11 protein-coding genes are annotated in these 13,812 nt (G+C 73.0%); 6 read left to right on the top strand and 5 right to left on the bottom strand.

The window, feature by feature from the left end; all coding sequences use genetic code 11:
* The first annotated feature begins 11 nt into the window (after window positions 1-11).
* From mtrB to hpf, 4 genes are all read left to right on the top strand, one after another.
* Window positions 12-1,766 (top strand): MtrAB system histidine kinase MtrB, encoded by a 1,755-nt coding sequence (gene mtrB, locus D7223_RS31555; RefSeq protein ID WP_120733215.1) that lies wholly within the window; start codon window positions 12-14, stop codon window positions 1,764-1,766.
* Window positions 1,763-3,550, top strand: coding sequence for an LpqB family beta-propeller domain-containing protein (locus tag D7223_RS31550; protein WP_120733213.1), 1,788 nt, complete (start codon window positions 1,763-1,765; stop codon window positions 3,548-3,550). Before mtrB ends, D7223_RS31550 begins: the two co-directional genes overlap by 4 nt.
* Before the next feature lie 46 nt (window positions 3,551-3,596).
* Window positions 3,597-4,262, top strand: a complete 666-nt coding sequence (locus D7223_RS31545) for a ComF family protein (protein WP_120733270.1) — start codon at window positions 3,597-3,599, stop codon at window positions 4,260-4,262.
* Between the two features lie 249 nt (window positions 4,263-4,511).
* The gene (gene hpf, locus D7223_RS31540; protein WP_120733211.1) at window positions 4,512-5,150 is read left to right on the top strand and encodes a ribosome hibernation-promoting factor, HPF/YfiA family; all 639 of its coding nucleotides are present in this window, start codon (window positions 4,512-4,514) and stop codon (window positions 5,148-5,150) included.
* A gap of 70 nt (window positions 5,151-5,220) precedes the next feature.
* On the opposite strand, the gene D7223_RS31535 is transcribed toward hpf, so the two are convergent.
* Window positions 5,221-6,333 (bottom strand): GNAT family N-acetyltransferase, encoded by a 1,113-nt coding sequence (locus tag D7223_RS31535; protein WP_120733209.1) that lies wholly within the window; start codon window positions 6,331-6,333, stop codon window positions 5,221-5,223.
* Window positions 6,330-7,472: a GNAT family N-acetyltransferase gene (locus D7223_RS31530; protein ID WP_120733207.1), complete on the bottom strand. Its 1,143-nt coding sequence runs from the start codon at window positions 7,470-7,472 to the stop codon at window positions 6,330-6,332. The genes D7223_RS31535 and D7223_RS31530 overlap by 4 nt, the downstream gene beginning before the upstream one ends.
* Window positions 7,473-7,640: 168 nt before the next feature.
* Between D7223_RS31530 and secA the strand changes: the two genes are divergently transcribed.
* Window positions 7,641-10,562: a preprotein translocase subunit SecA gene (secA, locus tag D7223_RS31525; RefSeq protein ID WP_120733205.1), complete on the top strand. Its 2,922-nt coding sequence runs from the start codon at window positions 7,641-7,643 to the stop codon at window positions 10,560-10,562.
* 226 nt (window positions 10,563-10,788) lie between these two features.
* On the opposite strand, the gene D7223_RS31520 is transcribed toward secA, so the two are convergent.
* Together D7223_RS31520 and D7223_RS31515 are read right to left on the bottom strand one after the other, a co-directional pair.
* On the bottom strand, window positions 10,789-11,382 hold the full coding sequence (locus D7223_RS31520; RefSeq protein WP_120733203.1) for an Rv3235 family protein: 594 nt from the start codon (window positions 11,380-11,382) through the stop codon (window positions 10,789-10,791).
* Between the two features lie 106 nt (window positions 11,383-11,488).
* Window positions 11,489-11,737, bottom strand: coding sequence for a helix-turn-helix domain-containing protein (locus D7223_RS31515; protein WP_186832270.1), 249 nt, complete (start codon window positions 11,735-11,737; stop codon window positions 11,489-11,491).
* A 195-nt stretch (window positions 11,738-11,932) separates the two neighbouring features.
* On the opposite strand from D7223_RS31515, the gene D7223_RS31510 reads away from it, so the two are divergent.
* Window positions 11,933-12,442, top strand: coding sequence for a DUF6912 family protein (locus D7223_RS31510; RefSeq protein WP_120733199.1), 510 nt, complete (start codon window positions 11,933-11,935; stop codon window positions 12,440-12,442).
* Between the two features lie 10 nt (window positions 12,443-12,452).
* On the opposite strand, the gene D7223_RS31505 is transcribed toward D7223_RS31510, so the two are convergent.
* Window positions 12,453-13,571: a hypothetical protein gene (locus tag D7223_RS31505; protein ID WP_120733197.1), complete on the bottom strand. Its 1,119-nt coding sequence runs from the start codon at window positions 13,569-13,571 to the stop codon at window positions 12,453-12,455.
* Window positions 13,572-13,812 lie beyond the last annotated feature (241 nt).

Genomic DNA, 13,812 nt, shown 5'->3' with positions numbered 1-13,812 from the left:
TGGTCTGCACCGTGACCAGCGCCCCGAACCCGCTCCCCGAGACCGCCGCCGGCTGGCGACCCGCCGCGCGGGCGCTCTGGCGCGCCCTGATCGGCCGGTTCCTGGGCCTGGCTGCCGGGCTGCACCTCACCTGGCGGCGCTCGCTCCAGGTGCGGGTGGTGACCATCACCCTGGTGGCCTCCAGCCTGCTGGTGGGCGGTTTCGCCTATCTGATCGCTGACAAGATCACCAGCATCCTGCTGGAGAACGTCGAGACGGACGTGGAGACCCGGCTGGACAGCGGCGCGGCGTACGCGGCCAAGCAGTTCGGGCTCTACAACCTGCCCCAGGAGGCGCAGCTCCAGGACACCATCGACGGGACGGTCAACTATCTGGCCGGCGGCGACCCGCAGCAGGCGACCGGCGTGGTGGTGGCGCTGACCGCCGACCGCTACCCCGGAGTGATCAAGCCGCAGACCTCGCCGGCCGTCCCGATCCAGCCGTTGATCAGCCGCGAGCTGCGCGACGCGGTGGCCACCGGCAAGAAGGCCAGCCAGATCCGCACCGGCACGGTCGACGGTACCCGGACGAAATACCTGGTCTACGGCTCGCCGGTGCCCACCCGCTTCGGTCAGGTGGAGCTCTACTACCTGGTGCCGCTGACCCGGCAGGACGAGGCCGCCGCCACCGCCCGGGCCACCGTGGTCGCCACCGGGGTGGCTCTGGTGCTGCTCCTGGGCCTGCTCGCCGCACTGGTCACCCGGCTGGTGGTCACGCCGGTGCGGGTGGCGGCCCGGACCGCCCAGCGGCTCTCCGCCGGGCTGCTGGACCAGCGGATGGTGGTCAACGGGGAGGACGACCTGGCCCTGCTCGCCGCGTCCTTCAACCAGATGGCGACCAACCTGCAACGGCAGATCCTCCGGCTGGAGGAGATGTCCCGCCTGCAACGGCGCTTCACCTCGGACGTCTCGCACGAGCTGCGGACGCCGCTGACCACGGTCCGGATGGCGGCCGATCTGATCTTCGCCGAGCGGGACGAGTTCGACCCGGCGGTGGCCCGCAGCGCGGAGCTGCTCCAGGCCGAGCTGGACCGGTTCGAGGAACTGCTGACCGACCTGCTGGAGATCAGCCGGTTCGACGCCGGTTTCGCCATGCTCGACGCCGAGCCGACCGACCTGGTGCCGGTGGTGAACCGGGTGGTGGACCGCCTCGCCGGCCTCGCCGAGCGGGTCGGGGTGGCCATCGAGCTGGACGTGCCGAGCGCGCCGGTGATCGCCGAGGTCGACCCGCGCCGGGTCGAGCGGGTGCTGCGCAACCTGGTCGGCAACGCGGTCGAGCACGGGGAGGCCAAGCCGGTGCTGATCACCCTCGGGCTGGACGACACGGCGGTGGCGATCACCGTACGGGACCACGGCGTCGGGTTGAAGCCGGGCGAGGAGAAGCTGGTCTTCAACCGGTTCTGGCGCGCTGACCCGTCGCGGGCCCGGCAGACCGGCGGCACCGGGCTCGGCCTGTCGATCAGCCTGGAGGACGCCCGGCTGCACGGCGGTTGGCTGGAGGCGTGGGGCGCGCCCGGGCAGGGCGCCCAGTTCCGGCTCACCCTGCCGGCACGCGCCGGCGATCGGCTGACCACCTCGCCCCTGCGGCTGGTACCCGCAGACGCCGCGCTGCCGTTCGGTGGACCCCGGTCCGGCGGGCCGCTCGCCATCGGCCCGGGTGCCGGCGGGGCGCTGGCCATCGGTCCGGCACCGGCACCTCAGGGCGACCGGGCGCAGGTGACGTCGTGACGCGACGGCTGCTGGCCGGGCTGCTCGGAGCGGTCAGCCTCCTCGGCGGCGTCGCCGGCTGCGGCATCCCGGAACGCACCGAGGTCCGGGTCGAGGGGACCGGTCCGGTGGCGACCGGCGGTGCGACCAGCGCCGGCCGCGTCGAGCCGCCGTCCCGCACCGCCGCCGACAGCCCCGAGCAGTTCGTCCGGAACTTCCTCGCCGCGCCGGCCGGCGAGCCCGACCGGGCGTACGACCGGGTGCGCCAGTACATCGACCGGGGCAGCCATTCCCTGTTGCAGGAGAAGCAGGGCAGTGAGGTCGTCCTGACCGTGGTCCGGTTGACCAAGCAGCCGGAGATCACCACCAACCTGGACGACATCGACGTCACGATCAGCGTCCAGCAGGTCGGTCGGCTGCGGGCGGACGGGGTGCTCGCCCCGCCGGAGGCCTCCGAGACGTCGTACCGGTTCCGGTTGCGGCCGACACTGGAGGCCGGCGAAGAGATCGACTGGTACGTGGTGAACCCGCCCAACGTGCCCCTGCTCAGCGTCGACGCGCTGGCCACCTACTACGAATCCCGGACGGTCTACTTCTGGAGTTCGGACCGTCAGCGGCTGGTCCCCGACCAGCGCTACCTGCCCCTGGCGGTGCCGGAGGACCGGCAGGTCAGCGAGGTGGTCAAGTGGCTCGTCGCGGGCCCCTCGGAGTGGCTCGGCCGGGCGGCCAGCCCACTGCCGGACCGCACCGACCTGATCAACAACGCCACCCGGACGGGCAACCGCTGGGAGGTCAACATCGAGATGCCCGGCGTCGACCGCACCCGGGTGGAGCAGTTCGGCACCCAGCTGGCGTGGTCGCTGAGGGGGGTCTACGGCGGGCTGGACCTGAAGGTCCGCAACCAGCAGGACCTGGTGATCAACGACCTGGAGCAACGACGGCAGACGCACCGGATCTACCGGGTCGACGACCCGCCGCGGCGGTTCTGCGTCTACGACGGGGCGATCCACGCCCTGGCCTACCCGGACGAGACGCCCGGCGATGTTCCGGTCGGGGCCGGCGCCAACAGCGACATCGTGTCCGCCGCGGTGAGTCGCGCCGGCACCGCCACCCACGCCGCCCTGGTGGTCGAAGATCCGAACGGGCGTCGACAGCTCGCCGTCGGCCTCGGTCAGGGACAGGTGTCCATCCTCAAGCGCAGCACGGGTCGGGGCTGGGCCGCGATGAGCCGGCCGGTCTGGCTCCGCTCGGCCGACCAGCGGGAGCCGGTCGGGCTGGTCGTCGCGGACGGCAGGCTCCTCCGCTTCGACGGCGGCGCCCAGCCCGCCCCGGTCACCCTCGGCCTCACCGGTCCGGTGACCGCCGTCGCCGCCTCGCTCGACGGTCACCGGCTGGCCGTCGTCGTCGCCGGCGTGCCGTACGTCGTCGCGGTCAACCTCGACGGCGGCGTGCTCGCGGTGGGGCCGGCCCGGCGGCTGCCGGTGTCGCTGGCCCAGCTCACCGCCGTCGACTGGTACGGCGAGAACCACCTCATCGTGGCCGGTTCCGCCGCCGGCCGTCCTGGCCTGTACGAGATGAGCGTGGACGGGGCGCTGGAGCTTCCACTGGAACAGGATCTCGGCGCTCCGGCGACCCACCTGACCTCCTACCCGGCCAACCCGTTCAGCTCCTTCGGCCTGGCGATGGTCGAGGCGAACGAGGTGGCCTACCGCACCAGCCCGTTCGACCGGATCCCGCAGGACCTGGTGCAGGACGTGGACGGCGCGCGTCCGGGCAACCCGACCGCCCCCTTCTTCGTGTACTGAGCCGGTGCGGGACCTCGGCGGGATCTGGGCGGACCTCACCGACCTGGTGCTGCCGGTGGAGTGCGCCGGTTGCCGGGAACGCCGGCCGGGACTGCGGCACGGGGTCTGCCCGAGGTGCGTCGCCATCCTCCACGACCTGCGGCCGGGTCCGGTGCGCCCGGATCCGGCTCCGCCCGGCCTGCCGCCCTGCGTGGCCCTCGGCCCGTACGCCGGCCCGCTGCGCGAGGTGCTGCTCGCGTACAAGGACCACGGCCGGCACGGGTTGGCCCGGCCGCTCGGCGCCCTGCTCGCCGAGGTCGTGGCGGCGGCGGTCGACCCGGCGCGGCCGGTGCTGCTGGTGCCGGTGCCGGACACCGCGGCGGCCGCCCGGGCCCGTTACGGCGACCATCTGGGCCGGTTGGCGGGGCACTGCGCCCGGCGGCTGCGGACGGCGGGTTGGGCGGTGCGGGTGCACCGGCCGTTGGTGGCCCGCCCCCGGGCGGACTCGGTGACGCTGGACAGCGCCGGCCGGGCGGCCGCGGCGCAGGCGGCGTTCCGGGTGCGCCCCCGTCGTGCCGCACCGCCGGCCGGGTCGGCGGCGGTGGTGCTCCTGGACGACATCGTGACCACCGGGGCGACGCTGGCGGCGGTGGCCGGCGCACTGCGGGCCACCGACCGCTCACCGACGGTCGCCGCCGTGCTGGCCGCGACCCGGAAACGTCGTCCTTCGTAACCGTTCGTGTTTCCGTTTCACCCCTTGGTGTATGACCTGTGAAAATTCCTGGGCCGTTCCGGCAACCTGGGGTGACGGCCGGGCGAACAGGGGTTAGCGTTTTCTCGTCGGGGTCGAGGGTCCGTTCCCCCACCCCGGCGGTGAAAGGAGGCGTAGCCGTTATCTCACCGGTCGACGCCGACCAGGCCCCTCCTGCCGGGCGCGCGACCGGGAAGCCGGATCGAACGACCACCCGAACGAGGAGGTCAGATGGACATCGTGGTCAAGGGCCGTAACGTCGAAGTGCCGGACCATTACCGAGTGCACGTGGCGGAGAAGCTCGCCAAGATCGAACGTTACGATCACAAGCTCATCCGAGTCGACGTCGAACTGTTCCACGAACGGAATCCGCGCCAGGCGGACCACTGCCAGCGGGTGGAGATCACCTGTGTGTCCCGTGGTCCGGTGATCCGGGCCGAGGCGTGCACGAACGACTTCTACAGCGCGCTCGACGCTGCCATCGCGAAGTTGGACACCCGGTTCCGCCGGGCCGCCGACCGCCGCCGCGTGCACCGGGGCCGGCACGCCCCCCTCTCCGTCGCCGCCGCCACCGCCGGCCTGCCGGTCGACGACCTTCCCCCCGTCGTCACCTCCGTCAACGGCTCGTCCGCCCGTGCGGCCACCGCCGTCGCGGACCGGGTCGAGGAGGAGGAGTACGACGATCAGCCGTGGCACATCGCGCGGGAGAAGGTGCACCCCGCCGAACCGATGACGATCGACGAGGCGCTGTTCCAGATGGAACTGGTGGGCCACGACTTCTACCTGTTCCAGGACAAGGAGTCGGGGCGGCCGAGCGTCGTCTACCGCCGCCACGCCTACGACTACGGCATCATCTCGCTCGCGGTCTGACCCGGCCGGCCGTGGTGGCGGCCACCGCCGCCACCACGGCCGCTCCCGCGTGCTCCCGCGTGCTGCCGCGTCAGCGCAGCTCACCGGGGACGAGCCCGAAGGCCAGGTCGTCGGTCCGGGTCCCGTCGAGGCCGGGCAGCCGACCGGTCAGCAGCCCCTCCCGGCGGAAGCCGACGTTCTCCAGCACCCGGTGCGACGCGACGTTGCCGGGCAGGGTGCCGGCGACCAGCCGGGCCATCCCCACCGGACCGAACGCCCAGCCGGCGAGCAGCCGGAGCGCGCGGGTCGCGTACCCGCGACCACGCCAGTCGGGCAACAGGGCATAACCGACCATGCCCTCGCCGAAGGCGGCCGGCTCGGTCACGGACAGTCCACAGCTTCCGGCCGGCTCGCCGGTCGCCGTGTCCAGGATCAGCAGGCGGGCGATGCTCCCGGTCAGCCACGCGCTGCCGGACAGCGCGCACCGCCGCGTGATCGCCTCCCTGGTCGGCGGCACCGGGGGCGGCTGGTTCGCCACCACCTCCGGCCGGGTGTGCAGCCGGAACATCGTCCCCGCGTCGTCGCCCCGCAGCGGACGCAGGGTCACCACGCCGTCGGTGAGCCGGCCGTCGGGCAGGTCGGGCAGCACCCGCCGGGCCGGTCCGGGCGGGTCGTCGGCCAGCCGTACCCAGGCGATCAGGTCGGCCCGTTCGCCCGTGCGGGTCGGGCCCGCCGCCCGCCGTACGCCCTCGTGACGGAAGCCGGCGGCGAGCGCCACCCGCTGGCTGGCGGTGTTCTCCGGGTGGGTGAGCAGCTCCAGCCGGGCGGTGCCGGTGGCGAACGCGTGCCCGGCGAGCGCCCGGGTCGCGGCCGTCGCCACGCCCCGCCCGCGCGCCCACGGCGCGACCCAGTAGCCGACCTCGGCCTGCGACCGGAACGGCACGACCTGGCTCAACCCCGCACCGCCGAGCAGCCGGTCGGTGTCCGGGTCGGCGATCGCGTACGCGGCGCCGCCGCCGGCCCAGACGGCCGGCGCGCCCTCGGTGATCCACCACCGGGCGTCCGCCTCGGTGTACGGCGAGGGCAGCCCCGGGAGGAAGCGGGACGTCAGCGGATCGTCGCAGCCGGCGGCGGCGTCCGCGGCGTCGGTGATCAGGTACGGCCGCAGTCGCACACCGTGCGTCTCGATGATCTCCATGCTCATGCGACGTCCTCCGCGAGCAGCCCACCGATCCACGCGTCGACCCGCTCGCCCCGGTGCGGCACGCCGCCCCGGACGGTGCCCTCCACGGTGAAGCCGGCCTTCTCGGCGGCCCGCCTGCTGGCGGTGTTGCCCACGTGGGCGCGCCACTCGATCCGGGCCAGCCCCAGCGTGGCGAAGCCCCAGGTGCCCAGCGCGGTCAGCGCGGCCGGCATGAAGCCCCGCCCGCGTGCCCGCGCGGCGGTGAAGTAGCCGACGTCGGCCAGGAGCGGGTCGGTGGGGGAGAGCCGCAGGTCCACCGTGCCGGCGAACCGGTCGCCCGGATCCGCGATGGCGAAACAGGCGTTGGTGCCGCCGGCCCAGGTGCTCCGCCCGTAGCCCAGGTACCACTCGGCGTCCGCGCGCTGGTACGGGTCCGGCACGGTGGTCCAGCGGGTGGTCTCCGGGTCCCGGCAGGCGTCCACCACGTCGTCCAGGTCCCGTTCCTCCAGGGGCCGCAGCCGCAGCTCCCCGGCCTGCACGGTGGCGAAGAGGGTGGGCTGCGGGCGGCCGAAGACCGCGGCGCGGCGGGCGTCCAGCGTGCCCGGCCCGGCCGGGCCGGTCTCGCCCGGCGCGGGGACCTCACCGGGGCGCAGTGAGCCGATCCAGCCGTCCCGGCCCTCGTCGCCGAGCCGGAGGCGGCCCTCCACCCGGAAGCCGGCGCGCAGCGCGACCAGCCGGGCGGCGTGGTTACCGGTCTCGGCCCGCCAGATCACCTGGCGGAGGCCCAGCGCGTCGAACGCCCAGCGGGTGACCGCCCGGGTCGCCCGGACGGCCACGCCGCGCCCCCGCGCCCACGGCGCCGTCCAGTAGCCGATCTCGCCGGTACGGCCGGCCCGGTCGAGCGTGACCAGGCCGCAGGAGCCGAGCACGTCGCCGGTGGCCGCGTCACAGACCGCGAACGGCGCGGCGCCGCCCTCCGCCCGGAGCTGGTCGGAGGAGGCGGCGACGAAGCCCCTGGCGTGTTCCGGCAGGTACGGGCGCGGTACGTTGGTCCAGCGCTGGATGTCCGGATCCTGGCCGGCCCGGTGCACCGCGTCGGCGTCGGTCGCCCGCCAACGACGCAGTAGCAGGCCGTCCTCGACGATCTCCACAGGCTCCATCCGAGCATGGTGCCGGAACGTTCGCCGACGGCGTAACCGGATTTGCGCCCGCCAGCGTGCGGAACGAGTTTTATGTCGGGTTGGTTAAGCCGGACCCCCGCCACCAGTGACCATCGCGCCGATGGAGCGCCTACGATGGTTCGAGACTGTCTAGGGGAGCGTTGATCCGTGTCGATTCTGGAAAAGGTCCTTCGCGCCGGCGAGGGCCGCATGGTGCGCCGGCTCAAGGCCATCGCGGCTGCCGTCAACTCGATCGAGGACGACTACGTCAACCTCACCGATGACGAGTTGGCCGGCATGACCGAGCAGTTCAAGGAGCGGCTCGCCGACGGGGAGACCCTCGACGACCTGCTGCCGGAGGCGTTCGCGGTGTGCCGCGAGGCGGCCGCCCGGGTGCTCGGCCAGCGCCCGTACGACGTCCAGGTGATGGGTGGCGCGGCGCTGCACTTCGGCAACATCGCGGAGATGAAGACCGGTGAGGGCAAGACGCTGACCTCGGTCATGCCGGTCTACCTCAACGCGCTGTCCGGCAAGGGCGTGCACGTGATCACGGTCAACGACTACCTGGCCCAGCGTGACGCGGCCTGGATGGGCCGGGTGCACGAGTTCCTCGGCCTGACCGTCGGCGTGGTGCTGCCCAACCGGCCGTCCACCGAGCACCGGGCCGCGTACGAGTGCGACATCACCTACGGCACCAACAACGAGTTCGGCTTCGACTACCTGCGCGACAACATGGCCTGGTCGAAGGACGAGCTGGTCCAGCGCGGTCACAACTTCGCCGTGGTCGACGAGGTCGACTCGATCCTCATCGACGAGGCCCGCACCCCGCTGATCATCTCCGGCCCGGCCGAGCACTCCGCCCGCTGGTACGGCGAGTTCGCCGGGGTGGTCGCCCGCCTCCAGTCCGGCAAGGACGGCGAGGGCGACTACGAGGTCGACTACTCCAAGCGCACCATCGCGGTCACCGAGCGCGGCGTGGCCAAGGTCGAGGACCGGCTCGGCATCGACAACCTCTACGAGTCGGTGAACACGCCGCTGGTCGGCTACCTCAACAACGCGATCAAGGCCAAGGAGCTCTACAAGCGCGACAAGGACTACATCGTCAGCGACGGCGAGGTCCTGATCGTCGACGAGTTCACCGGCCGCATCCTGCACGGACGCCGCTACAACGAGGGCATGCACCAGGCGATCGAGGCCAAGGAGGGGGTGGAGATCAAGCAGGAGAACCAGACCCTGGCCACGATCACCCTCCAGAACTACTTCCGCCTCTACGAGAAGCTGTCCGGCATGACCGGTACCGCCCAGACCGAGGCCGGCGAGTTCAACAAGGTCTACAAGGTCGGCGTGGTGACCATCCCGACGCACCGCCCGATGGTCCGGATGGACCGCCCGGACGTGATCTACAAGACCGAGAAGGCCAAGTTCAACGCGGTCGTCGAGGACATCGCCGAGCGGCACCAGGCGGGCCAGCCGGTTCTGGTCGGCACCGTCTCGGTGGAGAACTCCGAGATCCTCTCCCAGCTGCTGCGTCGCCGCGGCATCCCGCACTCGGTGCTCAACGCCAAGTTCCACGCGCGGGAGGCCGAGATCGTGGCGCAGGCCGGCCGCAAGGGCGCGGTCACCGTCGCCACCAACATGGCCGGCCGCGGCACCGACATCCTGCTCGGCGGCAACCCCGAGTTCCTCGCGGCGAGCGAGCTGCGCCAGCGCGGCCTCGACCCGATCGAGAACGAGGAGGAGTACGCCAAGGCGATGGAGGAGGTCCTGCCCCAGTGGAAGCAGGCCTGCGACGTCGAGGCGGAGGAGGTGGCCGCCGCCGGTGGCCTCTACGTGCTGGGCACCGAGCGGCACGAGTCGCGTCGCATCGACAACCAGCTGCGCGGTCGGTCCGGCCGGCAGGGTGACCCGGGCGAGTCCCGGTTCTACCTCTCCCTCCAGGACGAGCTGATGAAGCGGTTCCGCTCCGGCGCGGTCGAGGCGGTGATGGAGCGCTTCAACATCCCGGAGGACGTGCCCATCGAGTCGAAGATGGTCACCAAGCAGATCAAGAGCGCGCAGGCCCAGATCGAGGGCCAGAACGCCGAGATCCGGAAGAACGTCCTCAAGTACGACGAGGTCATGAACAAGCAGCGCCAGGTGGTCTACGCCGAGCGGCTGCGGGTGCTCAACGGCGAGGACCTGTCCGACCAGGTCCGCAACATGATCGACGACACCGTCGGCGCCTACGTGCAGGGCGCCACCTCGGAGGGCTACGCCGAGGACTGGGACCTGGAGCAGCTCTGGTCCAGCCTCAAGCAGCTCTACCCGGTCGGCATGACCATCGAGGAGTTGGAGGAGGAGGCCGGCGGCTCCCGCTCCAGCATCGACGCCGACTTCCTGCTGTCCCGCCTCAAGGAGGACGCGCACGCCGCGTACGACCGGCGCGAGGAGCAGCTCGGCACGGAGGGCACCCGGCAGCTGGAGCGGATGGTCCTGCTCCAGGTCATCGACCGCAAGTGGCGTGAGCACCTCTACGAGATGGACTACCTCCAGGAGGGCATCAGCCTGCGGGCCTACGCGCAGCGTGACCCGGTGGTGGAATACCAGCGCGAGGGCTTCGACATGTTCGCCACCATGATGGACGGCATCAAGGAGGAGACCGTCGGGTTCCTCTACAACCTGGACGTCAAGGTCGAGGAGCCCGAGCCGGAGGCCGAGGAGGTCCAGCTGCTCGACAAGCCGGTCGAGATCCGGGCCAAGGGGCTCAACCGGGCGCCGCAGCAGCAGGGCCTGCAATACTCCGCGCCGACCATCGACGGCGAGGCCGGAGCCGGCGCGGTGGCCGTCGAGCGGCCCGCGGAGTCCGCCCCGGCGCTCGGCCTGGGACAGGCCACCCCGGCGGCGCCGGCGTCCCCGGGCCGTACGGCTCCCAACGCGCCGCAGCGCCCCGCGGCCGGGGTGCGTGGCCCGGTGGTCTCGGGGAACGCGGCCCGTCGCCCGTCGCCCGGTCAGGCGGACGCCGGCAACGGGCCGTCCCGCAACGCCCCGTGCCCGTGCGGCTCCGGCCGCAAGTACAAGCGCTGCCACGGCTCGCCCAACGGCGGCAACTGACCCCTCGGTCGGCCCTTCAGGTCCGGCCACACCGCAGGCGTACGACACGAGCCGCGGCCCTCCCCGGAGGGCCGCGGCTCGTCGCGTCGTCCCGCCGCCCGAGGGCATCGGTGTCTTGATCGACTCGACTTCACTGACATCGGTGTTTCTCCGTGCGACACCCCGATGGCAGCGAGCCCGAGTCGATCTTCGGGCCGTGGCCGCCGCGGGGTTCCTCGGTGGGGTGTCAGAGGACCTGGAGGGCGGTGCAGAGCCAGGTGCCGCGCCGGTGTTCCAGGCGCAGTGCCATCGCCCAGGTGCGACCGGCGGAGGTGAGTATCGCGGCGGCCTCGACGGCCGCCGGTCGTGGCTCGCACACCCGTAGCCGGCGCAGGTGTATTCCCGGGCGGGTGGAGCGACGGCGGGTTGGACCGGACCGGGCGTTGGCCCGGGACAGCTCCGGGAGCAGGTCGGCGGCTCTCGTCGGGTCGAGCATGGGGCGGAGCTGCCCGGGTGGGCGGTAGCCGTTGAGCACCTCCAGGCAGGTGCCGACGAAGCGGTGTGCGGCCCGGGTCGCCTCGGGCGTCGCGGAGACCAGGGCGCCGGCCGGAAGGGGGCGGAGGGCGTGGCGTCCCGGCCCGGCGGGGGTCGGGGCGAGTCGCTGACGGCGGTCCGGAGGCCGGCCGGCACCTCTGCGCGCCTCCTCGAACAGGTCGAGGGCGAGCTGTCCCGGCGTCGGCCAGCGGAAAGCGTCGTCGTCGGTCAGCGGCGGCTCGGACGAGGGCGCGGGGCGGAGCCGGATCGGAGGGCGGGTCGGCCCGGGGCGGCGCGAGTCGGACATCCGGGAGCTCTCCATGATCTTGCGTTTGCCTACGTTTGCTTTCGGATAAGCTCGATTCTCGGCTATTCAAGCGGTGATGGTCAATGGGCCTCCGACGGGTGACCGGTCACTCCGGGTCCCGCTCGCTCAGCGGGTTGCCCCGCACCCACTCGGCGGTCTCGGCATACTTGCGTTCGATGTACTCCTCCAGCCGGGCGCGCTCCACCCGCCACTGGCCACGCCCGCCGATCTTGATCGCGGGCAGTTCCCCGCTGCGCACCATGTGGTAGACCTGCGAGTCCGACACGTTCAGCTCGGCGGCCACGTCGGAGAGCAGCAGGAACCTCGGTTCCACGAAAACTCCCGGGGTTGACATCGTTTGCTTGAGTTTGCCACCACCGGGCGACACCGGACAGGTCCCCGGCACGCCCCAGGTCGAGGAGCCGGGCGGACACACCGGCACGGAACTTCCGTGGCGCAGGTGCGGGGTGTATGACGGTCACGGCGTACGGCATGATCGGCGCCCGGGACCGGCGGCCGCCGGGGCGGGACTGAGCAGGGGAGACCACCGGTGACCGACGAGCTTGTCCGGGTGTACGTACCGGCGACCGTCCCGATGCTGACGCTGCTCCGCGACCAGGGGATGCCCGCGGCGTCGGCGCACGCGGTCACGCCCCACCTGCGTGAGTGGTACGCGGAGGGCGACGAGGAGGAGTTGGAGTACGTCGCCTTCACCCGGGCCGCCCAGGACGCGCTGCAACTGCTGCGGGCCGATCGGGCCGCTCCCCGCCGGCGGGTCGTCGTGTCGGTGGACCTGCCCGCCTCGGCGGTCGGCCGGGGCGACGGTGAGTTGGGTTCCAGCCTGGTCGAGGTGGTCGGGGCGGTGCCGTTGGCGGCGGTGGCCGCGGTCCACGTGGACGGCACCGACGCGGCCGAGGACGTGGCGGCCGCCGCCGACGTGGTCACCGAGGCGCTGGCCGGGGACCCGGACGCCCAGTTCACCGTCGACAGCGCCGAGGACCACGAGCTGGAGTGGTACGACGTGACCGAGCTGGACCTGCTGCTGCGCCCCGGCTCCTGAGCGCGGTCGGTCAGACCTTCTCGGCCGGCTCGTCGTCGGTGGGTGCGGGGCCGAGCGTCCGGCCGAAGGCGATCATCGCGGTCAGCGCGCCGACGAACAGCACCCAGATCCCGTTGTCGATGCGGGACGTGCCCAGCGCCGTCTGCGCGACCGCGTCGGCCTCGCTCAGCGTGCTGGCCAGGTCGAGCAGGTCCCGTCCGCCGACCCGGAGGATCACCTCGGCCACCAGCAGGAGCAGGCCGGGCCCGGCGCCGGCGAGCAGGTACGCGGGCCAGCGCGGCGCGGGCGTACCGGCGTCGACGCGGACGGCCCGGCGGCGGGCCCAGGCGAGGTAGCCGAACGCGAGCAGCCCGGCGAGCAGCCCGGCGAGCAGCGACTCGGTGCGGGACACCCACTTCGCCGCGGTCAGCAGCGACTCCTGGGTGTCGCCGGCGCCGAAGAGGTCGAACAGCGGGTCCCGGGCCCGGCTGAACGCCACCACGAACACCAGGGTCCCCAGCGCGGCGGTCAGCACGGCGCCGACGACCGGAGCGGTACGCGCACCGGCCACCGCCCCGCCGATGATCGCGGCAGCGGCGGTGGTGCCGGCGATCACATTGGTGGTGGCGTTGTCGGCGTAGGTCAGGTTGATCGCGAAGGCGGCGGCGAGCCCGACCAGCAACCCGGTGCCGATCGCGGCGACGAAGCGCAGGGTGAGCCGCTCGCTTCCCCGCCGGGCGAGCAGGTCGACCCCGAAGAGCGCGAACGCCCCGCCGGCGACCAGTGCGGCCGAGATCACACCGGGCAGCGCGAAGGCGGAGAGACTCACGGCGGTGATGCCGGCGGCGGCGGAGTTGATCGCCTCGCGGGTCGACCAGAGCATCGCGGCCAGCCAGCCGAGCGCCAGCAGCGCGAGCACCGGCGTACCGGGCGCGAGCGGTGGGCCACCGGCCGCCGGCCGGTCCGCCGACGCCTCGTCGCCGGTCACGGCCTGGTCGTTCCCCGCGTCGCCGGTCGCGGGCCGGTCGGTCCCGGCCTCGTCGTTCCCCGCGTCGCCGGTCGCGGGCCGGTCGGTCCCCGCGTCGCCGCCGTCGGTCGCCGCCGACCGCTCCGACTCCGCAGCGGCGGAGCCGCCCGGCTGCTTGGTCATCGTCTCCCCTTCGACGGACGCCCGGCGCACGGCGCGGCCGGCGGTTTCACCAGCCACCCAGCGTACGCGGCCACCCCCCGAGCCCCACCCACCCCGCCCACCCACCCCCCACCCCACCCACCCACCCACCCGCCCCGACCAGGCCGTTGATCAAGAGGTTTGCGTCAGGAATCGCGCCGGAGCTGACGTGAACCTCTTGATCGATCAGGGATGGGGTGGGTGCGTTCCGCCGGGTGGGGTG

The organism is Micromonospora endolithica, assembly GCF_003626595.1.
Classification (GTDB): domain Bacteria; phylum Actinomycetota; class Actinomycetes; order Mycobacteriales; family Micromonosporaceae; genus Micromonospora; species Micromonospora endolithica.
This window is presented reverse-complemented; position numbering and strand designations above follow the sequence as displayed.